The 22,415-nt window shown below is 65.1% G+C and carries 23 protein-coding genes; 16 read left to right on the top strand and 7 right to left on the bottom strand.

The window, feature by feature from the left end:
* Positions 1-185 precede the first annotated feature (185 nt).
* Complete coding sequence (locus FJV43_RS12715) at positions 186-707, bottom strand: MarR family transcriptional regulator (RefSeq protein WP_239627401.1); 522 nt, start codon at positions 705-707, stop codon at positions 186-188.
* A 177-nt stretch (positions 708-884) separates the two neighbouring features.
* On the opposite strand from FJV43_RS12715, the gene FJV43_RS12720 reads away from it, so the two are divergent.
* The 3 genes from FJV43_RS12720 to FJV43_RS12730 are packed head-to-tail and all read left to right on the top strand — an operon-like array spanning position 885 to position 4,430.
* Positions 885-1,925 (top strand): branched-chain amino acid ABC transporter permease, encoded by a 1,041-nt coding sequence (locus FJV43_RS12720; protein WP_239627403.1) that lies wholly within the window; start codon positions 885-887, stop codon positions 1,923-1,925.
* A gap of 7 nt (positions 1,926-1,932) precedes the next feature.
* A complete protein-coding gene (locus tag FJV43_RS12725; protein WP_239627405.1) occupies positions 1,933-3,702 on the top strand; it encodes a branched-chain amino acid ABC transporter ATP-binding protein/permease in 1,770 nt (589 codons plus the stop codon).
* On the top strand, positions 3,699-4,430 hold the full coding sequence (locus tag FJV43_RS12730; protein ID WP_239627406.1) for an ABC transporter ATP-binding protein: 732 nt from the start codon (positions 3,699-3,701) through the stop codon (positions 4,428-4,430). The genes FJV43_RS12725 and FJV43_RS12730 overlap by 4 nt, the downstream gene beginning before the upstream one ends.
* A gap of 289 nt (positions 4,431-4,719) precedes the next feature.
* Here the strand turns inward: FJV43_RS12730 and FJV43_RS12735 are convergent, their stop codons facing one another.
* Positions 4,720-5,343: a pyridoxamine 5'-phosphate oxidase family protein gene (locus tag FJV43_RS12735; protein ID WP_239627408.1), complete on the bottom strand. Its 624-nt coding sequence runs from the start codon at positions 5,341-5,343 to the stop codon at positions 4,720-4,722.
* A 121-nt stretch (positions 5,344-5,464) separates the two neighbouring features.
* On the opposite strand from FJV43_RS12735, the gene FJV43_RS12740 reads away from it, so the two are divergent.
* Positions 5,465-6,349 (top strand): LysR family transcriptional regulator, encoded by an 885-nt coding sequence (locus tag FJV43_RS12740; RefSeq protein WP_239627409.1) that lies wholly within the window; start codon positions 5,465-5,467, stop codon positions 6,347-6,349.
* Positions 6,350-6,437: 88 nt separating this feature from the next.
* Here FJV43_RS12740 and FJV43_RS12745 read toward each other — a convergent pair whose 3' ends face one another.
* Together FJV43_RS12745 and pobA are read right to left on the bottom strand one after the other, a co-directional pair.
* Positions 6,438-6,857 carry a PaaI family thioesterase gene (locus tag FJV43_RS12745; RefSeq protein ID WP_239627411.1) on the bottom strand — a complete coding sequence of 140 codons (420 nt, stop codon included), beginning with the start codon at positions 6,855-6,857 and terminating at the stop codon, positions 6,438-6,440.
* Between the two features lie 207 nt (positions 6,858-7,064).
* Positions 7,065-8,234 (bottom strand): 4-hydroxybenzoate 3-monooxygenase, encoded by a 1,170-nt coding sequence (pobA, locus tag FJV43_RS12750; protein WP_239627412.1) that lies wholly within the window; start codon positions 8,232-8,234, stop codon positions 7,065-7,067.
* Positions 8,235-8,497: 263 nt separating this feature from the next.
* Between pobA and FJV43_RS12755 the strand changes: the two genes are divergently transcribed.
* The 10 genes from FJV43_RS12755 to FJV43_RS12800 all read left to right on the top strand — a co-directional run bounded on the left by FJV43_RS12755 (position 8,498) and on the right by FJV43_RS12800 (position 19,393).
* Positions 8,498-9,514: a TRAP transporter substrate-binding protein gene (locus tag FJV43_RS12755; protein WP_239627414.1), complete on the top strand. Its 1,017-nt coding sequence runs from the start codon at positions 8,498-8,500 to the stop codon at positions 9,512-9,514.
* A 273-nt stretch (positions 9,515-9,787) separates the two neighbouring features.
* Positions 9,788-10,297: a TRAP transporter small permease gene (locus tag FJV43_RS12760; protein ID WP_028180703.1), complete on the top strand. Its 510-nt coding sequence runs from the start codon at positions 9,788-9,790 to the stop codon at positions 10,295-10,297.
* Positions 10,298-10,299: 2 nt separating this feature from the next.
* On the top strand, positions 10,300-11,619 hold the full coding sequence (locus FJV43_RS12765) for a TRAP transporter permease (protein ID WP_239627416.1): 1,320 nt from the start codon (positions 10,300-10,302) through the stop codon (positions 11,617-11,619).
* Positions 11,620-11,786: 167 nt separating this feature from the next.
* The gene (locus tag FJV43_RS12770) at positions 11,787-12,941 is read left to right on the top strand and encodes a DDE-type integrase/transposase/recombinase (protein WP_239627417.1); all 1,155 of its coding nucleotides are present in this window, start codon (positions 11,787-11,789) and stop codon (positions 12,939-12,941) included.
* Positions 12,942-13,155: 214 nt separating this feature from the next.
* Positions 13,156-13,617 carry a DUF3237 domain-containing protein gene (locus FJV43_RS12775; protein ID WP_239627419.1) on the top strand — a complete coding sequence of 154 codons (462 nt, stop codon included), beginning with the start codon at positions 13,156-13,158 and terminating at the stop codon, positions 13,615-13,617.
* A 251-nt stretch (positions 13,618-13,868) separates the two neighbouring features.
* Positions 13,869-14,678 (top strand): crotonase/enoyl-CoA hydratase family protein, encoded by an 810-nt coding sequence (locus FJV43_RS12780; protein ID WP_239627421.1) that lies wholly within the window; start codon positions 13,869-13,871, stop codon positions 14,676-14,678.
* Entirely contained in the window at positions 14,675-16,558 is a 1,884-nt protein-coding gene (locus FJV43_RS12785; protein WP_239627423.1) for a feruloyl-CoA synthase, read from the top strand. Before FJV43_RS12780 ends, FJV43_RS12785 begins: the two co-directional genes overlap by 4 nt.
* Positions 16,559-16,791: 233 nt before the next feature.
* The gene (locus FJV43_RS12790) at positions 16,792-17,553 is read left to right on the top strand and encodes an SDR family NAD(P)-dependent oxidoreductase (RefSeq protein WP_028180698.1); all 762 of its coding nucleotides are present in this window, start codon (positions 16,792-16,794) and stop codon (positions 17,551-17,553) included.
* Positions 17,554-17,730: 177 nt separating this feature from the next.
* Positions 17,731-18,150 carry a thioesterase family protein gene (locus FJV43_RS12795; protein ID WP_239627424.1) on the top strand — a complete coding sequence of 140 codons (420 nt, stop codon included), beginning with the start codon at positions 17,731-17,733 and terminating at the stop codon, positions 18,148-18,150.
* A gap of 91 nt (positions 18,151-18,241) precedes the next feature.
* Complete coding sequence (locus FJV43_RS12800) at positions 18,242-19,393, top strand: ABC transporter substrate-binding protein (RefSeq protein ID WP_239627426.1); 1,152 nt, start codon at positions 18,242-18,244, stop codon at positions 19,391-19,393.
* 273 nt (positions 19,394-19,666) lie between these two features.
* On the opposite strand, the gene FJV43_RS12805 is transcribed toward FJV43_RS12800, so the two are convergent.
* A complete protein-coding gene (locus tag FJV43_RS12805; protein ID WP_239627427.1) occupies positions 19,667-20,395 on the bottom strand; it encodes a glutathione S-transferase family protein in 729 nt (242 codons plus the stop codon).
* A gap of 38 nt (positions 20,396-20,433) precedes the next feature.
* Positions 20,434-20,709 carry a hypothetical protein gene (locus tag FJV43_RS12810; protein WP_239627428.1) on the bottom strand — a complete coding sequence of 92 codons (276 nt, stop codon included), beginning with the start codon at positions 20,707-20,709 and terminating at the stop codon, positions 20,434-20,436.
* A 127-nt stretch (positions 20,710-20,836) separates the two neighbouring features.
* Here FJV43_RS12810 and FJV43_RS12815 point away from each other — a divergent pair, with 127 nt between their 5' ends.
* Together FJV43_RS12815 and FJV43_RS12820 are read left to right on the top strand one after the other, a co-directional pair.
* The gene (locus FJV43_RS12815) at positions 20,837-21,535 is read left to right on the top strand and encodes a YafY family protein (protein WP_061029950.1); all 699 of its coding nucleotides are present in this window, start codon (positions 20,837-20,839) and stop codon (positions 21,533-21,535) included.
* 5 nt (positions 21,536-21,540) lie between these two features.
* Positions 21,541-21,855 carry a YkgJ family cysteine cluster protein gene (locus FJV43_RS12820; protein WP_239627430.1) on the top strand — a complete coding sequence of 105 codons (315 nt, stop codon included), beginning with the start codon at positions 21,541-21,543 and terminating at the stop codon, positions 21,853-21,855.
* On the opposite strand, the gene FJV43_RS12825 is transcribed toward FJV43_RS12820, so the two are convergent.
* Entirely contained in the window at positions 21,852-22,250 is a 399-nt protein-coding gene (locus FJV43_RS12825; RefSeq protein WP_028180693.1) for a hypothetical protein, read from the bottom strand. The genes FJV43_RS12820 and FJV43_RS12825 overlap by 4 nt on opposite strands.
* Between the last annotated feature and the right edge of the window lie 165 nt (positions 22,251-22,415).

The following is a 22,415-nucleotide window of genomic DNA, read 5'->3' on the forward strand; positions in this document are numbered from 1 at the left end:
TTCGACGTCCTCAGAGCTCATGCCCTCTTGCTCCGGCGTCAGGCTCGTCCCGCCCCGCCGTTGCTCCGGGCGCATGTGGACGCCCAGGACAACGCTCAATCAAGCCCGGGCATGACGACCGCGCAAAGGCGGTTCGACCTTTCCGGGGTCGCGCTCCCGCGCATCCTGGAATGACTGTCCGCCCCTCAGAACTCGTTGGCGATCTTCGAGAGCATCCCGATCAGGGCTTCGCGGTTGCTTTGCCCGAGCAGATCGTTCAGCCGGGCCTCGTGCTTGGTGGCGACGAGCTTTTTCGCCCGCGCCAGCACGGCCTTGCCCTTGTCGGTCAGCACCAGGATGTGCGAGCGGCGGTCGTTGGTGGAGCGGATCCGCGCGCAGAGGTCGCGGCTTTCGAGATTGTCGAGCATGGCCACGAAGTTCGGCCTGAGGATGCCGAGCGTGGAGGCGATCTCGGTCTGGTTACGGCCGGGGTTCTTCTCGACCAGGAGCAGGACCGAGAACTGCGCTGGCGTCAGTTGGAGCGAGGCCATGCAGCGCAGAAAGTTCTCGAACACCTTGAGCTGGGCCCGCTTCAGGACATAGCCGAGCTGTTCGGAGAGCTCGCCCAGCTGGAGCGCTTCGGTTTGGACCTCGCCCGCGTCCTTGCGGCCCTTGCCCGCGTCGGCCGGTTTTTCGGAGGACTTTTCAGCGGTTTTGGAAACGGTCATCGCCTCGTGCTCGTAATCCCGCTAAATTCGGGACGGGTCGTTCCCCACCCTTGATGTTATATTTGATAATTGTTATGGACCATATCAAATATCGTCAGCGTATTTCAATGGCTGTGAGGGGACCATCCACCGCAATTGCGGAGACCGGTCCTCAATCTTGAGGGGGAGCGTCCGGTCTTGAATACCACCATCATGCTGTTCCTGGTGCAGGACGGCATCACCAATGGCGCGATCTACGCGCTGCTCGGCCTGGCGCTGGTGCTGGTGTTCGCCGTCACCCGCGTCATCCTCATTCCCCAGGGCGAATTCGTCACCTACGGCGCGCTGACCTATGCCTCGCTGGCCGCGGGCCAGATGCCGGGCACGGCCAAGCTCGCGCTCGCGCTCGGCATCGGCGCCTTCGGCTTCGACCTGTTCGTGGCGCGCAAGGCGCTGCATGCGCGGCTGATCGTGCGCAGCCTCATCACCAACATCGTGCTGCCGGCCATCGTGCTCGGGTTGACGCTTTACTTCGCCGCGCAGAAGCCGCCGGTCGCGGTCTGCATCGCCTTGTCGCTGGTGATCGTCGCGATGATCGGCCTCTACCTCTACCGCATCGCGTTCCAGCCGCTGGCGCACACCTCGGTGCTGGTGCTGCTGATTGCGTCCGTCGGCGTCCACCTCGCGCTGCAGGGATTGGGCCTGCTGTTCTTCGGCGCCGAGGGGCAGCGCGGGCCTGCCGTGCTGTCCGGCGCCTTCACTGCGGGTGCGCTGCGCTTCACCGGCCAGAGCATCACCGTCTACGCCATCACCATCGCCTTCATCGTCGGGCTCTGGCTGTTCTTCGGCCTGACGCTCTACGGCAAGGCGCTACGCGCCACCGCCGTGAACCGGCTGGGGGCGCGGCTTGCCGGCATCCGCACCACGCTGTCCGGGCAGATCGCCTTCCTGCTGGCGTCGGTCATCGGCGCGCTGTCGGGCATCCTGATCGTGCCGATCACGACGCTCTACTATGACAGCGGCTTCCTGATCGGCCTGAAGGGCTTCGTCGCCGCGATCATCGGCGGGCTCGTCAGCTATCCCCTCACCGCCGTCGCGGCGCTGGTCGTCGGCATCGTCGAGGCCTTCTCGTCCTTCTATGCCTCCAACTACAAGGAAGTGATCGTCTTCATGCTGCTGATCCCCGTGCTGCTGCTGCGCTCGCTCGCCGCGCCCGCGGTCGAGGAAGAGAAGGACTAACGCCAAGATGCAGAGCCGGCTTCCCATCATCGTCTTTGCAGCCGTCATGGCGGCGATCCCGTTCATCCCGGGCATGCCGCCGTTCTGGATCGTGCTGCTCGACAATATCGGTCTTGCGGCGCTGGTCGCGATGGGCCTCGTGCTGCTGACCGGCGTCGGCGGTCTGACCTCGTTCGGGCAGGCGGCCTTCGTCGGCTTCGGCGCCTACACCACCGCGGTGCTGTCGACGGCCTACGGCCTGTCGCCCTGGCTGACGCTGCCGCTGTCGCTCGTGGTCAGCGGATCGCTCGCGGTGCTGCTCGGGCTGATCACCGTCCGCCTCTCCGGCCACTATCTGCCGCTCGGCACGCTCGCCTGGGGGCTCGGCCTGTTCTATCTCTTCAGCAAGCTGGAATTCCTGGGGAGAAACGACGGCATCTCGTCGATCCCGCCGCTGTCGATCGGCACGTTCAAGATGCTCTCGCCCGGCTCGATCTATTACGCGATCTGGATCGCCGTGATCGTTTCGGCGCTGCTGACGATGAACCTGCTGGACTCCCGCACCGGCCGCGCCATCCGCGCGCTCAGGCGCGGCCATGTCGCGGCGGAAGCCTTCGGCGTGCATACGCCGCGCGCCAAGCTGCTGGTGTTCATCCATGCCGCGGTGCTCGCCGGCCTCTCCGGCTGGCTCTACGCGCATCTCCAGCGCGCGGTGAACCCGACCCCGTTCGGCGCGCATATGGGCATCGAATATCTCTTCATCGCCGTGGTCGGTGGCGCCGGCTATGTCTGGGGCGGCGTCCTGGGCGCGGCGATCGTCGTCGTGCTGAAAGAGGTGCTGCAAAGCTATCTGCCGCTGATCCTGCCGGGCTCCGGCCAGGTCGAGACCATCGTGTTCGGCATCATGCTGGTGGCGCTGCTGCAGCTCGCGCCCGGCGGCCTCTGGCCCTGGCTGATGTCGTTCCTGCCGGAGCGCACCGGTGGCAAGAAGCCCGATACCTCGCTGCAGCTCGGGCACCGCACCCGCGCGCCCGGCGAGGCCGGCGTGCTGCTCCAGGTCGAGAAGGCGCGGAAGCAGTTCGGCGGCGTGGTCGCGGTCAACAATGTCTCGTTCGACGTCCGGGCCCGCGAGATCGTGGCGCTGATCGGCCCGAACGGCGCCGGCAAGAGCACGACGTTCAACCTGATCACCGGCGTGCTGTCGGCGACCTCGGGCTCGATCTCGGTGCTCGGCAAGAAGGTCGACAACGCGCCGCCGCAGGAGATCGTCAAGCTCGGCATCAGCAGGACCTTCCAGCACGTCAAGCTCGTCCCCGACATGACCGTGCTGGAGAACGTCGCGATCGGCGCGCATCTGCGCGGCCATTCCGGCCCCCTCTCCTCGATGCTGCGCCTCGACCGCGCCGACGAGGCCAAGCTGCTCGCGGAAGCCGCCCGCCAGATCGAGCGCGTCGGCCTCACCGAGCAGATGCACCAGCTCGCAGGCAGCCTCTCGCTCGGCCAGCAGCGCATCGTCGAGATCGCCCGCGCGCTCTGCGTCGATCCAATGCTGCTGCTGCTCGACGAGCCGGCCGCGGGCCTGCGCCACATGGAGAAGCAGCGGCTCGCCACGCTGCTGCGCGAGCTGCGCGACGGCGGCATGAGCGTGCTCCTGGTGGAGCACGACATGGGCTTCGTCATGAATCTCGCCGACCGCATCGTGGTGCTCGATTTCGGCACCAAGATCGCGGAGGGCACCCCCGCCACGATCAAGACCAATCCCGAAGTGATCAAGGCCTATCTCGGAGTGGCGGCATGAGCGCGCTGTTGTCCGTCACCGACGCGCATGTCGCCTATGGCAAGGTCGAGGCGGTGCGCTCGGTCTCGCTCGAGGTCGGGGCCAACGAGATCGTCACCATCGTCGGTGCCAACGGCGCCGGCAAGACCACGCTGCTTTCGGCCATCATGGGCATTCTGCCGCTGAAGGGCCGCGTCGCCTTCGCCGGGCAGGATCTCGCCCGGCTCGATATCGAGGACCGCGTCGCGATGGGACTCGGACTCGTCCCCGAGCACCGCGAATTGTTCGTGACCATGAATGTCGAGGACAATCTCGAGCTGGGCGCCTTCCGCATCGAGCGGAGCCGGGCGAAAGCCTCGATGGAGCGGGTCTACACGCTGTTCCCGCGGCTGAAGGAGCGGCGCAAGCAGCTTGCCGGCACGCTCTCCGGCGGCGAGCAGCAGATGCTCGCGATGGGCCGCGCGCTGATGGGCGAGCCAAAACTCCTGATGCTGGACGAGCCGAGCCTCGGCCTCGCCCCGATCATCGTCGCCGACATTTTCCGTATCGTCACCGAGCTGCGCGCCGCCGGCGTCTCCGTGCTGCTGGTCGAGCAGAACGCGCAGGCCGCGCTGAAGATCGCGGACCAGGCCTATGTGATGGAGCTCGGCGAATTCGTTCTCAGCGGCAACGCCAGCGACGTCGCGGCCAACGAGCGGGTGGCGGCCAGCTATCTCGGCTTCCAGCACGAAGGCGAGAGCGTGTTGTAGGTCTCTCCTCTGCCTCCCCCCGTTCTTACGGGAGAGGGCCGGGTGAGGACAGTCTCCGCGCCCTGATCATTTGAAGTCGTGGTCTCTCCTCTTCGTCATTGCGAGCGCAGCGAAGCAATCCAGAATCTTTCCACGGAGAGGTCCTGGATTGCTTCGCTTCGCTCGCAATGACAGTGTAGGCGGAGCGGGAGCTCTATCAAGCAGTTGAATTCGCGGAGAGTCGCCGTCGCCCGGAATTTGCTGCGCAAGCTCCAGCCTCTCACCGCAGGCGAGGAGAGGCGAAGACGCCTCAGCCTGCCTTCTCCCCCTTCAGCGCCGCCACCTCGGCCTCTAGCTCCGCGATCCTCGCATCCCGCGCCGCCAGAGCCGCGGCGACGTCGCCCGCATCGAATTTCTGCGGAATGTGCTGCGGGCAGTTGGTGTCCCAGGCCGCGATCTTGAAAAGGATCACCTGCTCCGGCCGCGCACGGTAGCCTTTCGGCATCAGCGACGCGGTCAGCGCTTCGTCGTCCTCGACCACCCGCGCCTCGCCCCAGATCTTGACACGGCGGCGATGGGGGTAGTCCATCACGAAGATGTAGGCCCTGGGGTTCTCCGTCAAATTGCCTTGCGTGATGAACTGCTGGTTGCCGGCATAGTCGGCGAAGGCCAGCGTCTGCTTGTCGAGCACCTTGAGAAACCCCTTCGGTCCGCCGCGGTGCTGGATGTAGGGCTGGCCGTCGGCCGATGCGGTGGCGAAATAGAAGCTGTTGGCGTCAGCCAGGAAGGCCGCGAGGTTGTCATCGACCTCGGTGCGCCAGCCGCGCTGCTCGCTACGCGCATAGGCCTCGCGCGAGCCCTTGCGCGCCTGGATCGCCTTCACCGCCGGCGAGAACGCGACGTCGCTGGCATAGGTATGGGCTGCTGTCGTCATCGGAACATCTCCTGAAATTCCGGCGCATCTCTGCGTCTTCACGGCTCAAGATAGACCTGTCGTCCGCCAGAACAATCTGGCCGCTTGACACTTCATCATTGCAATATAAGCAATAATCTCCATGGACCGGCTCGAAGCCATGCACGTGTTCGTCGCCGTCGCCGATCTGCGCGGCTTCGCGCCGGCGGCGCGCAAGCTGCGCCTGTCGCCCTCGGCGGTGACCCGGCTGATCGCGGCGCTGGAGGAGCACCTCGGCGCGCGGCTGCTGCAGCGAACCACGCGGCAGGTGACGCTGACCGACGTCGGCACACGCTATCTGGAGCGCGCGCGGCGCATTCTCGCCGATGTCGAGGAGGCCGACGGCTCGGCGCGGCAGGAGCGCAACCGGCCGAGCGGGCGGCTGGTGGTGTCGGCGCCGGTCGGCTTCGGCCGGCTGCATGTCGGGCCGGTCATGACCGCCTATCTCAAACGCTATCCCGAGGTCGCCTGCGAGCTCAGGCTATCGGATCATCTGGTCAATCTCGTCGAGGACGCCGTCGATGCCGCGGTACGGATCGGCCATCTCGCCGATTCCTCGCTGGTTGCGCGCCAGGTCGGCGCGATGCGGCGGATCGTGGTGGCCGCGCCCGGCTATCTCAAACGCCATGGCGAGCCGAAGACGCCGGAGGCGCTTCGCGAGCACCAGACCATCCAGTTCGGCCCTTTGTCCGAATGGCGCTTCCGGCACGACGGCCGCGACATCGAGGTGACGCCGTCACCCCGTTTCACCAGCAACAGCGCCGACGCGGCGCTGCAATATGCCGAGGCGGGCGGCGGCGTGACGCGGGTGCTGGCCTATCAGGCCGCCGAGGGCTTGAAGCGGGCGCGGCTGAAGATCGTGCTGGCGAAATATGAGCAACCGGCGCTGCCGATCCACATCGTCTATCCGACCTCGCGCCTGCTCTCGGCCAAGGTGCGGGCGTTCGTCGATCTCGTGGTGGAGACGGCGGAGTGGAGGTTCGGGTGACCATCGTCATTCCGGGGGCTCGCGAAGCGAGAACCCGGAATCTCGAGGTTCCGGGTTCGGCGCTCCGCGCCGCCCCGGAACGACAGCATCACCCCTTCTTCGGCACCACGCGGAACGTCCCGCTCGCCCGCGCGATCACGGCATCGTCGGCCTTCGCCAGGCACTGCGCGAAGCAGATCGTGGAGCCGGTCTTGATGGCCTCGCCCTCGACTGCGAGCCATTGGCCGATCTCGGCGGCGCCGACATAGTCGACCGACAGCGAGATGGTGACGAATGACGTCGTCCAGCCCGTCGCCTGCGCGCAGCTGTAGCCCATGGCGGCATCGGCCAGCGCCGCGATCAGCCCGCCATGGATCAGCCCGCGCGCATTGGTGTGCGGCGTCGCCAGCCGCAATCCCACGGTGACGCCCATGTCGGACTTCCTCGAATAGAGCGGCTCCCAGGGATCGGTGAGCGGGGCTTTGCGGAAATGCGGCTCGAAGCCGGCGGGAACGTCGATGGAGGTCATGGCTGTCTCGCGTTGCTGGCTGCCGGCATTGAACGCGATGTGGATGACGGTTGCATCAATTACAAAGTTTCAAACGGAATTTGCGCGGGCGTTTGAAACGGGCGCGCCTCGTCATTGCGAGCGAAGCAATCCAGGCTGTCTCCGCGGAGGGATTCCTGGATTGCTTCGCTTCGCTCGCAATGACGATGCCGAGAGAGCGATGCCGCTTTAAAACGGCAGCCCGACGTAATTCTCCGACAGCGACGTCATCGCGGCCTGCGACTGCGTGACGTAGTCGAGCTCGGCGAGCTGGATGCGGGCGCCGATCGTGCCGGTATCGGGGAATTTGTGCAGCATCGAGGTCATCCACCAGGAGAACCGCACGGCTTTCCAGACCCGTGCCAGCGCCTTGGTGGAGTAGGCGTCGAGGCCGGCGCTGGAGTTCTCGTCGTAGAACTCGCGCAGCGCGCTCGACAGATAATGCGCGTCGCTGGCAGCGAGGTTCAATCCCTTGGCGCCGGTCGGCGGCACGATGTGGGCTGCGTCGCCGCACAGGAACATCCGGCCGAAGCGCATCGGCTCGGCGACGAAGCTGCGCAGCGGCGCAATGCTCTTCTCGATCGAGGGGCCCGTGACGAGGCTGTCGGCCGCCTCCTGGTCGAGCCGGCGCTTCAATTCGTCCCAGAAGCGGTCGTCCGGCCACTGATCGACATGATCGTCGAGCGAACATTGCACATAGTAGCGGCTGCGCCTGGTCGAGCGCATGGTGCACAGCGCAAAGCCGCGGGCGTGGTTGGAATAGATCAGCTCATGGCTGACCGGCGGGGTGTCGGACAGGATGCCGAGCCAGCCGAACGGATAGACCCGCTCGAACTCCTCGATCGCCGAAGACGGGACGCTGGCGCGGCTGACGCCATGGAAGCCGTCGCAGCCGGCGATGAAATCGCAATCGATGGTGTGGGTGACGCCGTCTTTCACATAGGACACGCGCGGGCGACCGCCGTCGAAATCTTGCGGCTGCACATCCCTGGCCTCGTAGACGGAGATGAGACCAGCGGCCTTCCTCGCATTCATCAGGTCGAGCGTGACCTCGGTCTGGCCGTAGATCATCACCGTCTTGCCGGTCGCACCCTTCATGTCGATACGGTGACGGCGGCCGGAGAAGGCGAGCTCGATGCCTTCGTGCACCAGGCCTTCGGCATGGGCCCGCGCGCCGGCGCCGACCTGGTCGAGCAGCGCGACGGTTCCTTCCTCCAGGAGACCGGCGCGGATGCGGCCGAGCACGTAGTCCGGGCTCTGCCGCTCCAGGATGACGTTGTCGATGCCGTATGTGTGCAGAAGTTGCCCTAGCAACAATCCGGCCGGCCCGGCCCCGATGATTGCGACTTTTGTCCGCAATACTTGCTCCTTCCGATCCTGTAGGCTTCCGTCGCGGGTCGCTTGTCGCCTCGCTCCGCGCAGGATAATTATATCATATAACGGTTGAGAAGAAGGGAGGGCGTTCGCCGCAGCGCGACAAATCCATGCAACATGGATGATGTAGACGGCGCGGCGAGGTGCGCGCCAGTTTCCGGCTTGAACGCGCCGGCCAATTAGATAACATGTTAATTAACGAGACCGGGCCATCGAAGCCCGCCGTCAAAAACAGGGAGAGACGTGTGATGAGGAAAGCCTGTCTGGCGTTGCTGCTGGCAGCAAGCATGACGCCTGCGTTTGCGCAGGACAAAGCCATCGACCTGAAGGTCTCGCACTGGGTGCCGGCCTCGCATCCGCTGCAGAAATCGCTGGAAGACTGGGTCGCCGCGGTGAACAAGGATTCCGGCGGGACCATCACCGGCAAGGTGTTTCCGGCCCAGCAGCTCGGCAAGGCCTTCGACCATTACGACATGGCGCGCGACGGCATCGCCGACGTCACCTATGTCAATCCCGGCTATCAGCCCGGCCGCTTCCCCATCATCGGCGCAGGCGAGCTGCCCTTCCTGATCTCGGACGCCAAGGGCGGCTCGATGGGGCTCGACGCCTGGTATCGCAAATATGCAGAGAAGGAGATGAAGGACGTCAAATACTGCCTCGCCTTCGTCCACTCGCCCTCCTCGTTCCACTCCAAGACCAAGAAGATCGTCAACCCCGAGGACGTGAAGGGCCTGAAGATCCGCCCCGCGCACGCCACCATGGCGAATTTCGTCACTTCGCTCGGCGGCACCAATGTGCAGTCCTCCGCGCCCGAAGTGCGCGACATCATCGAGCGCGGCGTCGCCGACGGCGTCACCTTCCCCTGGGGTTCCCTGGTGCTGTTCGGCATCGACAAGGTGACCAAATACGACATGGAGGCGCCGCTCTACACCACGACCTTCGTGTTCGTGATCAACAAGGACAAGTACAATGCCATGTCCGACAAGCAGAAGGCCGTGATCGACAAGAATTGCACGGTCGAAATGGCGGGCGCGGTCGGCGAGCACTGGGGCAAGTTCGAGGATGCCGGCATCGACAAGGTGAAGGCGGAATCCAATCACGAGGTCTACAAGCTGACGGCCGAGCAGACCGCCGCCTGGAAGAAGGCCGCCGAGCCGCTGGTCAAGACCTGGAGCGACAATGCCAAGAAGGCCGGCGCCGATCCCGATGCGGCGATCGCGGATCTGAAGGCATCGCTGAAGAAGTACAACGCGCTGGCGGAGTAGCCTTCGTCGAAGGAAACGCGGCGGCGAGGGGCATCTCGCCGCCGTTGCCCTGCAAGGTACCGTTAGCAGCGCACGACGCTTCGTCCCCCTCTCCCCGCTTGCGGGGAGAGGGTCGGGGTGAGGGGGAGTCTCCACGGGGACGGAGACAGCGGGACTCGCGGAGAGTCCCCCTCACCCGCCACGCTTCGCGTGTCGGCCTCTCCCCGCAAGCGGGGAGAGGCGAAGGGCTGCAGCCGGGTCGAGCACAAGAATGACATCACACAGGACACACCCATGAAGCGCTCCTGGATGGATCGCGTGATCGACTCGATCGAATGGATCGCGGCCGGCTTCGTCGGCATCGTCGCGCTCGACATCTTCCTGTCGGTGCTGCTGCGCAACACGCTGAACTACTCGATTCCCGACAGTTTCGACATCGGCCGCATGCTGCTCGGCATCCTCATCTTCTGGGGCATCGCGGCGACCTCCTATCGCGGCACTCACATCACGGTGGACCTGGTCTGGGGCAATGTCGGGCCGCGCTATCAGCGCTGGATCGACGTGTTCGCGACGCTGGTGCTGCTGTTCGTCGTCACCGTGCAGACCTGGACGCTGTTCGACAAGGTGCGCGGCACCTACAACGACAACGTCCAGACCTTCGACCTGCACATGCCGACATGGCCCTTCTTTCTCGTCGCCTGGATCGGCGACGTCTGCGCCGTGCTGCTGATCGCGATCCGCACCTACCGGCTGATCTTCCATCCCGAAGAGATGCACGACCCCAAGATCAAGGCGACGGAGTAATCATGAGCACCGATGCCGTCGCCGTTATCGGCTTCGTTTCCCTCTTCGTCCTGATGCTCCTGCGCGTGCCGGTCGGCATGGCCATGGGCCTCGTCGGTGTCACCGGCTTCTCCTATCTCGTCGGCGCCACGCCGGCGCTGAAGCTGGTCGGGCAGACCTCGATGCGCACGGTGACCGACTACACGTTCGGCGTCATTCCGATGTTCCTGCTGATGGGCTCCTTCGTCAGCAATTCCGGCATGAGCCGCGAGCTGTTCCGCGCCGCCAACGGCTTTGTCGGCCATTTGCGCGGCGGCCTCGGCATCGCGACCGTCGGCGCCTGCGGCGGCTTTGCCGCGATCTGCGGCTCCTCGGTCGCGACGGCCGCGACTTTCTCCGCCGTCGCCTATCCCGAGATGCGCCGGTTCGGCTATCCGCAATCCTTCGCCACCGGCGTGATCGCGGCCGGCGGCACGCTGGGCGCGATGCTGCCGCCCTCCACCGTGCTCGCGGTCTACGGCATCATCACCGAGCAGGACATCGGAAAACTCTTCATCGCCGGCATCATCCCGGGCCTGCTCGCGATGACCATGTACATGATCACGATCTTCCTGATCGGCTATTTCCGCCCCGATTTCCTGCCCAAGGGCAAGGTGACACCGTGGCGCGAACGCTTCGCCGGATTGAAGGACATCTGGGCGCCGGTGCTGCTGTTCATATTCGTGATCGGCGGCCTCTACGGCCTGCCCTTCCTGCCGCGCTTCACGCCGACCGAGGCCGGCGGCGTCGGCGCCACCGGCGCCTTCATCATCGGCGTGCTGACCGGCCGCCTCGACCGCGAGAAGGTGCTGGCCTCGCTGCTCCAGGCCACGCGCACCGCGGCCGCCGTGTTTACCGTGCTGATCGGCGCGCTGATCTTCGGCTATTTCCTCACGGTGACGCAGACGCCCCAGAAGGTCACGGAATTCCTCACCGGCCTCGGCCTCGGGCCCTACGGCGTGCTGGCGCTGATCATGGTGATGTATCTCGTGCTCGGCTGCCTGATGGACGCCATGGCGATGATCATCCTGACCGTGCCGATCATCTTCCCCGTGATCATGCATCTCGGCTTCGATCCGATCTGGTTCGGCATCATCATCGTGATGACCGTCGAGCTCGGCCTGATCCATCCGCCCGTCGGCATGAACGTCTTCGTCATAAAAAGCGTGGTGAAGGACGTGTCGTTCTCCACCATCTTCAAGGGCGTGATCCCGTTCGTGGCGACCGACCTCGTGCGCCTCGTGATCCTGATCGCCTTCCCGCTGCTGGCGACCTGGCTGCCGACGCGGATGATGGCGCATTGAGAGGTGAAGCGTGAGAGCGGCGGGCTGACTTCCCCTCTCCCCTTGCGGGAGAGGGTGGCTCGCCTGTCCAGACCGGATAGATAGGTAACACAGTAGACCGGATGGATGGGTGACAGTTCTCTGTCGGCTGGGAGGATCAGCCGATGCCTTGGCGGGAGAGCTGTACAGTGGACCTGAGGATTGATTTCATAGCGGATCAGCGAAGCGGCTTGTGGACGATGACAGAGCTCTGCGAGCGCTACGAGATCAGCCGCAAGACCGGTTACAAGTGGCTGGACCGCTACCGGTTGGAGGGGCCTAGCGGGCTTGAGGATCGCTCCCATGCCGCGCGAGTGCATGGGCGAGCGACGCCGCAGCACATTGTGGATGCGATTGTCGGGCTGCGGCTCGAGCGGCCGAGCTGGGGACCGCGCAAGATCGTCAGCAAGCTAGAGGTCCGTCAAGGGGATGTCGATTGGCCGTCAGCCTCGACGGCAGGCGAGATTCTCAAGCGGGCTGGACTGGTGAACAGCCGTCGGGTCCGGCGACGAGCGCCGCCGCGTATGGGACAACTGACAGTGCCTCAGCATGCCAACCATGTCTGGGCCCTCGATCACAAGGGCTGGATCCGGCTGGGCGACCGATCTCGCGTTGAGCCCTTCACGATGACCGATGGCTTCAGCCGCTATTTGATTAGCTTGGCGGCGACGGGCAGCACGCAATATGCCGAGTGCCAACCCCTGCTGGAACGGGCGTTTCGCGAGTACGGCTTGCCGCAGATCATCCGCTCCGACAACGGCTCGCCGTTCGCCTCGACTGGGATCACTGGTCTGACCGCGCTGTCGGTATGGTGGATCGAGCTTGGCATCTACCATGAACGGATTGATCCCGGCCATCCGCAGCAGAATGGCCGACACGAGTGTTTCCACCTCACGCTTCTGGAGGCCATGCGGCCACCGCCGCCGACCAAGGCCGCGCAAGCCCGTCGGTTCGCAGCATTTATGCGCGACTACAACGAAGAACGGCCGCATGAGGCACTTGGGCAGCGTCCACCTGCCAGCGTCTACAAGGCTTCCCCTCGTGCGATGCCCAGTCGGCTTCCGGAGCCGAATTATCCGGTCGGAGCGGCCGTGCGCCAGGTTCGCTCCAACGGCGAGATCAAATGGCGTGGCGAGCTCATCCATCTTTGCAGCGCTCTCGCTGGTGAAACAGTTGCCGTGGAGGAAACCGCCGAGGGGCAATGGCAAGTGCGCTTCTTCAACATGCCGATCGGCATCGTCGACCAGAAAACATCAACGCTGCGGCGCTGCGCTAGCGCAGCGCCGCAGCGGACCGAACCATGAACGACTGTTACCTATCCATCCGGTCTGGTTTGTTACCCATCCATCCGCTGGACACGCCGCTAAGCGGCGAGACGGGTGAGGGGTATCTCTCAGCGAGCGAGCCGCTCGCAATGGCGTATGCTGAAACAACCCCTCATCCGGCGCTTCGCGCCACCTTCTGCCACAAGGGGAGAAGGAAGGCAGCGGCGCTAGTTCGATACAGAAGAGGTGACCGATGACCACGCCGACGCTCGAAACCAGATACGTCTTCACCATCACCGCGCGGATCGGCGACGTCGTCACCGCCGGCGAGACCGGGATCGGCGTCCGGCGCATCATCCCGATCATCGGCGGCGAGGTGACGGGCGCGATCACGGGCAAGGTGCTGCCGTTCGGCGCCGATTTCCAGACCATCCGCCCCAACGAGCTGATCGACCTCGAAGCCAAGTACGCCTTCGAGACCGACGACGGCGCCGTCGTCTATGTCGAGAACAAGGGCATGCGCTTCGGCCCGGTCGAGCTCCTGCAAAAGCTCAAGCGTGGCGAGCCGGTCGATCCCAAGCTGATCTATTTCCGCACCGTGCCGCGGTTCGAGACCGGGCATGAGAAGTACCGCTGGCTGATGGAGCACATCTTTGTCGGCTCCGCGGCGCGGCACGCGGACCGCGTCGTGATCGACGTGCATCAGGTGGTGTGAGGAAGGCTCTCACCGCGTCATTGCGAGCGCAGCGAAGCAATCCAGAGTCCCTCCGCGGAAAGATTCTGGATTGCTTCGCTGCGCTCGCAATGACGGAGGATGTGGCAACAGCAGCATGTCAAATACTCCCCGAAGCCTCTGACCGCCGGGTCAGGCCCCCAGCAATCCAATCCCTGCCCCGGGGGTGATATCGTCCACCTTGACTCCCCCAGAATTCGTTATACAACATAACTATTCTGATAAGGACGCAAATGACACAGGGAAACGCCGAGACCGCCAACGCGGGCACCGCCGGGCTGTTGAAGATCGAGCGGGCGGACCGGGTTCTGACCGTGGGTCTGAACCGGCCGGCCAAGCGCAATGCGCTCAATGACGGCATCATCCTGGAAATCGGCGAGTGTTTTGCGTCCCTACCCGAGGACATCGGCGCGGTCGTGATCCATGGCATCGGCGACCATTTCTCCTCAGGCCTCGACCTCTCCGAATTGACCGAGCACGATGCGACCGGCGGCCTGCTCCACTCCCAGATGTGGCACCGGGTGTTCGACCGCATCCAGTACAGCCGCGTGCCCGTGATCGCGGCGCTCCGGGGTGCAGTGATCGGCGGCGGGCTGGAGCTTGCCTGCGCCGCGCATATCCGCGTCGCCGAGCCCTCGACCTATTTCGCGCTGCCGGAGGGACAACGCGGCATCTTCGTCGGCGGCGGCGGCTCGGTGCGGCTGCCGCGGCTGATTGGCGTCGCCAGGATGATGGACATGATGCTGACCGGACGCGTCTATAGCGCGACCGAGGGCGCATCCTACGGCTTCGCGCAATATCTGACGGAGGCCGGCAACGGGCTCGGCAAGGCGCTGGAACTTGCGACCAAGATTGCCTCCAACGCGCCGCTGACCAATTTTGCCGTGCTCCAGGCGCTGCCGATGATCGCGGAGGCCAATCCGCAGACGGGTCTCTTGATGGAATCGCTGATGGCCACCGTCGCGCAGAGCGACAAGGAGGCCAAGCGCCGGATCCGCGAGTTCCTCGAACACAAGACCGCGAAGGTAAAGCCGAAGTCATGAGCGCACAGCCGTCCTCTTCCAGCACGGAGCGCGGCGCGAGCACTTTCCCGCTGCGGCCGATCTCGTTCGGCGATCCCGCCGTCAACGTCGAGCGCCGCGACGACGGCACGATCTACCTCAGGCCGAAGCAGCCGCTCGGCGACTATCCCGTCCGCATCACCGAGCGCCTGCATCATTGGGCGACGACGACGCCAGACCGCGTCTTCATGGCCGAGCGCGAAGGCGGCCGCGGCTGGCGCAAGCTCACCTATGCCGAGCTGCTCACCGCGAGCCGGCACATCGCCTCAGGCCTGATTGCGCGCGGATTGTCCGCAGAGCGCCCGGTCGTCATCCTGTCCGGCAATTCGATCGACCACGCCCTGCTCGCCTTCGGCGCGTTCTATGCGGGCGTTCCGTTCTGCCCGGTGTCGCCAGCCTATTCGCTGGTGTCGAAGGATTACGGCAAGCTGTCCTATCTGATGAAGCTGCTGACGCCCGGCCTCGTCTTCGCCGAGGATGCCGACAAGTTCGCCGACGCACTCACCGCCAATGTCTCGCTCGGCACCGAGATCGCCGCGTCCTATGGCCACGTGCCGGGCCGCGACGTCACCCTGCTCGCCGATCTCATGGCGACGCCGCTCCGCGGCGATCTCGACGACGTCCACGGCCGGATCGGCCCCGACACGATCGCGAAATTCCTGCTGACCTCGGGCTCGACCGGCAACCCCAAGGCCGTCATCAACACCCAGCGCATGATCTGCGCCAACCAGGTGATGCTGCGCGAGACGCTCGCTTTCCTCAAGGACGAGCCGCCCGTCATCATCGACTGGCTGCCCTGGAACCACACCTTCGGCGGCAACCACAACATCGGACTGACGCTCTACAACGGCGGCTCGATGTACCTGGACGCCGGCAAGCCGATGCCCGGCGGCATCGAGGAGACCGTGCGCAATCTCCAGGAGATTTCGCCCACGGTCTATTTCAACGTGCCGAAAGGCTATGAATCGCTGCTGCCGTATTTGCGCGACGACCAGGGCCTGCGCGCAAGGTTCTTCGACCGGCTGCACGCGATGTTCTTCTCGGGTGCGGCGCTGTCGCCCTTCGTCTGGGACAGCCTCGACGAGCTCGCGGTGAAGGAAAAAGGCTACCGCGTGCCGATGCTGACGGGCCTCGGCGCGACCGAGACTGCGCCGTTCTTCATGTCGGTCAATCCGCGTACCAGCCGCTCCGGCCATGTCGGCCTGCCGGTCTCGGGCAACGACGCCAAGCTGGTGCCGAACAACGGCAAGCTGGAGGTCCGCTGCAAGGGGCCGAACGTGATGCCCGGCTACTGGCGCCAGCCCGACATCACCGCGAAATCGTTCGACGAGGAAGGCTTCTACAAACTCGGCGACGCGCTCAAGCCGGCCGATCCCGACGATCTCAACGCCGGATTCGATTTCGACGGGCGCATCGGCGAAGACTTCAAGCTCGCCAGCGGCACCTGGGTCAGCGTTGGCCCCCTGCGTGCGCGCTTCGTTGCGGCCTGCGCACCGCTGGTGCGCGACGTCGTCATCGCCGGCATCAACCGCGACGAGATTTCCGCGCTGGTCGTGCTCGATCTCGACGGTTGCCGGCTGATCAACCCGACGCTGCCGACCGACGATCTCGTCGTCGCCACGCGCGACCGGCTGGTGCGCGAGGCGTTTCGCGAACGCCAGACCCGTTTCCTGGCTTCGGCCACGGGCTCCTCGACACGGATCACGCGCGCGATCCTGATGGACACGCCGCTGTCGATCGACAAGGGCGAGGTCACCGACAAGGGCTCGATCAACCAGCGCGCGGTGCTGGAGCATCGCGGCGAGCTGATCGAGGAGCTCTACGCTGCCAATCCATCGAACCGTGTGATATCGGTCGGGTAACATGACAATCGGAATGAACCAGGCCGGATCTTCCTTCACTTCTCCCCGCTTGCGGGGAGAGGTCGAATTTGCGCAACGCGCAAATTCGGGTGAGGGGGCTCTCCGCGAGTCTCACTCTCGCCGTCTCCGCGGAGAGTCCCCCTCACCCCAACCCTCTCCCCGCAAGCGGGGCGAGGGAGCGCATCGAGCGCTTGGATACGATCGCGTCTGAATTAGAATCGAAGGAGAATGCCATGTTGTTGAAGGATCAGGCAGCCATCGTCACCGGCGGCGCATCGGGGCTTGGCGCTGCCACTGCGCGAAAACTGGCGGCGCAGGGCGCGAAGGTCGCGGTGTTCGATCTCAATGCCAAGCTCGCGGAAACCGTCGCCGCCGAGATCAAGGGCGTCGCCGTGACCTGCGACGTCTCCGATGCCGCCTCCGCTGAAGCCGCGATCGCGCAGGCGACGAAGGCCCACGGCCCGGCCCGCGTGCTGGTCAATTGCGCCGGCATCGGCGTTGCCAAGCGCGTGGTCGGCCGCGACGGCCCGATGGCGCTGGCCGATTTCGACAAGGTGATCAAGGTCAACCTGATCGGCACCTTCAACATGCTGCGTCTTGCCGCGACCGAGATGTCCAAGCTCGAGCCGCAGGCGACCGGCGAGCGCGGCGTCATCATCAACACCGCCTCGGTCGCCGCCTATGACGGCCAGATCGGCCAGTCGGCCTATTCGGCGTCCAAGGGCGGCATCGTCGGCATGACGCTGCCGATCGCGCGCGAGCTCGCGCAGTTCGGCGTCCGCGTGCTGACGATCGCGCCCGGCCTGTTCCTCACGCCGCTGCTCGCCAACCTGCCGCAGGAAGCCCAGGACTCGCTCGCCGCCGCGATCCCGTTCCCGCGCCGGCTCGGCAATGCCGACGAGTTCGCCGCGCTCGCGCTGCACATGGTCGAGAACGCCTACCTGAACGGCGAAGTGGTGCGCCTCGACGGCTCGCTGCGCATGGCGCCGAAATAAATCGATGAGCGGGATTGCGACATCGACCTTACCTCTCCCATTGGGAGAGGTCGGCGCGCGGCGCCGGGTGAGGGGCCCTGCCCCATCGGGAGACCGTACTTGCTCACCCGAATTGCTGCGCAATTCGACCTCTCCCTCCGGGAGAGGTGTGTCACAGCGCTAGTGGATGCATAATTCATGTTCGTGAACCGGCGCGAGGTCCAGATCCAGTGGGGCGATTGCGACCCTGCCAACATCGTCTATTACCCGCGCTATTTCGCGATGTTCGACGATTCGACCTCGACCCTGTTCGAGGTCGCCGGTTTCTCCAAGCAGGACCTGGTCCGCAAGTATGGCCTGGTTGGCATTCCCATGGTCGACACGCGGGCCAAGTTCTACATCCCCTCGACCTATGGCGACTGGATCACCATTGAGACCAAAATCGAGAGCATCAAGCGCTCGAGCTTCGAGGTGAAGCACAACGTCTACAAGGGCGAGGCGCTGGCGATCGAGGGGTTCGAGACCCGCGTCCTGGTCAGCCGCGATCCCGTTAACCCCGACAAGCTGAAATCGGCACCGTTCCCGGCGGAAATGGTAGCCAAATTCACGGGGAGCTAGAGCCCGGAGCTAAATCGCCGCATCACCAAAAGAGGGGGCTGAATTACCCCCCGATTTCTGCTTTCAAAGAAACACGTCAAGGGAGGAATAGATGAAACGTTTTTATTTGACCGCTGCCATCACCGCGGCCGCGCTGGCGCTGCCGGCATTGCCTGCGCTGGCCCAGACCAGCGAAATCACCATCGGCATCACCACCACCACGACCGGCCCGGGCGCCGCGCTCGGCATTCCCGAGCGCAACGCGCTGGAATTCGTGCCGAAGGAGATCGGCGGCGTGCCGCTGAAGGTGATCGTGCTCGACGACGGCGGCGATCCCACCACCGCGACCACCAACGCCCGCCGCTTCGTGACCGAATCCAAGGCCGACATCATCATGGGCTCGGCGCTGACGCCGCCGACCATCGCGGTCTCCAACGTCGCCAACGAAGCCGGCATCCCGCATTTCGGTCTTGCGCCGTTCCCGATCACGCCCGAGCGCATGAAGTGGTCGGTCGCGATGCCGCAGCCGATTCCGATCGTGGGCAAGGTGCTGTACGATCACATGAAGTCCAAGGGCGTGAAGACGCTCGGCTACATCGGCTATTCCGATTCCTACGGCGACCTCTGGTTCAACGACCTCAAGGCCCAGGCCGTGCCGATGGGCATGACCATCGTCGACGAGGAGCGCTTTGCCCGTCCTGACACCTCGGTGACCGGACAGGTGCTGAAGCTCGTCGCCGCCAATCCGGACGCGATCCTGGTCGGCGCGTCCGGCACCGCAGCCGCGCTGCCGCAGACCGAGCTGCGCGAGCGCGGCTACAAGGGCCTGATCTACCAGACCCATGGTGCTGCCAGCATGGACTTCATCCGCATCGCCGGCAAAGCGGCGGAGGGCGTGCTGATGGCCTCCGGTCCCGTCATGGACCCCGAGGACCAGCCGGACACCGCGCTGACCAAGAAGCCGGGCCTCGCGCTGAACTCGGCCTATGAAGCCAAGTATGGCCCGAACAGCCGCAGCCAATTTGCCGGCCACTCCTATGACGCGTTCGAAATCCTCAAGCGCGTGATCCCGGCGGCGCTGAAAACGGCAAAACCCGGCACGCCGGAATTCCGCGAAGCCATTCGCCAGGCGCTGCTGACGGAGAAGGAGCTGGCGGCGAGCCAGGGCGTCTACAACTTCACCGAAAAGGACCGCTACGGCCTCGACGAGCGCTCGCGCATCCTGCTCACGGTGAAGGACGGCAAGTACATGCTGGTGAAGTAGACGCTGCGAAAGATCCGAGGCGACGAGAGCCGGCCCGATGGGCCGGCTCTTTTGGTTTGGCCGTGTGAGCGAGCTGACGCTCCGGTGGTGCTGCGCCCCCTCTCCCGCTTGCGGGAGAGGGTTGGGGAAAGGGTTCTTCCGCGTTGGGATTGCCCGAGGCTTGCCGAGAAAGTCTCCCAGCCGAGAGAGCCCTCACCCGCCGCGCTCTGCGAGCGCGTCGACCTCTCCCGCAAGCGGGAGAGGTGCACCGTGCATGCGGAAACAATATCCGCCTCACGCCGCCTGCCGCAGCGGGGTCCAGGCGAACTCCGGATAGTAGTTGTCCATCATGCGATCGACATAGGCGGTGAGGTTTGGAAATCCCTCGGCGCGCTGACGCAGTCCGGACTCGAAGAACGGCGTCAGCATTCCGGCGAGCATACCGAAGGCGGTGGCATCGACGCCGCAGGGCTTGCTGCCCATCAAATACGCCTTGTCGCCGAGCTGCACCGAGAGCGCGAACAGCGAGCGCACCGCGAGATCGACGTCGTCGTCCGGCGCATGGCGGCCGAGGCCGGAGAGCAGATAGTTCTCGGCGACCCGGAATTGCGCATCCTCGCGCAGCTTCTCGCGGTTGTGCTCCGGCGCGCCGTCAAAGAAATGCGCAGGCCCCTTGGCGAAATTGACCGGATCGACCCAGCGCGCGCCGACCAGCGCCCAATAGACGTGATGCTCGATCATGCGCTCGAAGGCCCAGGCCTGCGCGCGTTCCTGCAACGAAAGTCCGGCATCGAAATCGAAGCCGTAGCGGCGCTCGATATGGGCGCGGATGAAGGTGGAATCGGCCACCGCCTCGCCGCCGTCGTCGATGAAGGGCAGCTGACCCTTGGGGGACGCGGGCGGCATCGCCCGCTCCTTCCGGTAAGGCAGCGCTGCCATCTTGAGCTGCACTTCCGTCTTGGTGACGAAGGGGCTGATTTCCGGCAGGCCGAAGCCGGCGCCAAAGCCGTAAAGCGTGATCATGCGGGCTCTCCTGAACCTGTCGAACGAATTGACGGAACCTAGCGGCCGGCTGCTGCCACCATGGTGGCAGCAGCCGTGATATCTTCTGCGAAGCGGGCCCCTCGCCAGGCGCGGCCCATCACGTGGCGGACCAGCGCATCCGCGGCATGGACCAGCGACCGCGTCACGGCGGTCGCGAGCGCAAAGCGGAGGTCGACGACCGTGACATCAAGCGAAACGAGGCGGCGGAACGCCCAAGCCTGCCACGCCTGGGCCTGGAAAGGCTGGCTCCGCCACAACGGGCCGGCCGGGCCGAAATGGGTTCGAATGATCATGGACAAATCCTCTTCAGTCGAAGTGTTGTCCCGGTATAGAACTCCCCTGCTGCCAACATCCTGTCAGCAGCCGCGCGCCGCCTTCTGAAAAAGACCACCGGAAAAAAGCAGCGACAAGGGACCTGTCATGAGACGCGCTGACCGGCTGTTTCAAATCATCCAGGTGCTGAGGCGTACGCGGAAGCCGCTGACGGCGGACGCGATCGCGGCCGAGCTCGAGACCTCGAAGCGTACGATCTATCGCGACATCGCGACGCTGATCGGCCAGCGCGTGCCGATCCGCGGCGAAGCCGGCATGGGTTACATCCTGGAAAAGGGCTTTGACCTCCCGCCGCTCATGCTGACACCCGACGAGATCGAGGCGGCGGTGCTGGGCGCGCAATGGGTCGCGGGCCACGCCGATTCCACGCTGGCGCGCGCGGCCGAAGACTTGATGGCCAAGATCGCCGACACCGTGCCTGAGCGCCTGCGACCTTTCGTGCTGGAGCCGGCGAGCCGGGCGCGGCCGAGCTGGAACAGGGAGCCGGACCGCCTGGACATGGCGCGCACCCGCACCCAGATTCACGAAGGCAAGAAGATCATGCTACGCTATCGCGACGAGCAGGGTCGTCCCAGCGAGCGCGTGATCTGGCCGATTTCGGTCGGCTATCTCGAAGCAGTCCGGCTGCTGGCGGCCTGGTGCGAGCTGCGCGGCGACTTCCGCAGCTTCCGCACCGACCGCGTGGTGGAGGCGACCTATCTCGACGAGAAATATCCGGAACGGCGCGACGTGCTGCGCGCAAGATGGCGGCAGAGCCTGGTCTGGGGTCCGCCAAAGGACACGTGAGGACGATGGAAGAGATCGACCTGTCGAGTTGTTGCCAGGGTTGCGGCGCCTGCTGCGGCTATTCGCAAAACTGGCCGCGCTTCTCGATCGAGAGCGACGAGGAGCTTGCCGCCATTCCCGGAACGCTGGTCAACGAGCGCCAGTCCGGCATGCGCTGCGAGGGTGATCGCTGCTCGGCCTTGCAGGGAGAGATCGGAAAGATGACGGCCTGCGGCATCTATGAAGTGCGGCCGGAAGTGTGCCGCACCTGCATGCCGGGCGACGCCGAATGCGCGATGGCGCGACGGAAGTTCGGGTTGCCGGTTATAGAGGCCGCTTAGGCGGGAACGGCTTCGCCGATTTCGTCGTCGAGCTCGTCATCGAGCGGTGCGAGCACCGAGAGCGGCTTGGTCGACAGCGTGATCGGCTTGCGCCCGCCCGACAGCGACGGCGAGGATTTCACCGCGCCTTCGCGCGACAGCGCGTAGAGCGTCGAGCCGACGCGGCCGCCGTTCTCGACCAGGTCGCGCTCGCTGCAGCTTGCTGCGATCGCGACCGCCAGCGAGTGCAAATGGCTGCGGCGGTAGCAGAACAGCGCCAGCCTGGCGCGCGCGTCAGGGGCAACACTCTCAACCAGCCTCGGCAGCCCACTCTCGCTGGCGCGATACATTTCGCCAAGGAGCTCGTCGCGGACCGGGCAGAAATCGCTTTCAAAGGTGTCGCGGCTTGAAAACATTGCAGTTCTCCCTCGTGTCAGGAAGATGCAGCGCAATTCTCTAACGAAAGGTTAACCACGCTGCCCGGTAGTCGCCCGGGGTGCTTGCGTGTGGGCCGCGAATTGGTGGGCGCGGGAGCGCAAATGCTCTCCCGGCGTCATGGCCGGGCTTGTCCCGGCCATCCA

Source organism: Bradyrhizobium sp. I71 (assembly GCF_022354745.1).
Lineage (GTDB): Bacteria > Pseudomonadota > Alphaproteobacteria > Rhizobiales > Xanthobacteraceae > Bradyrhizobium > Bradyrhizobium liaoningense.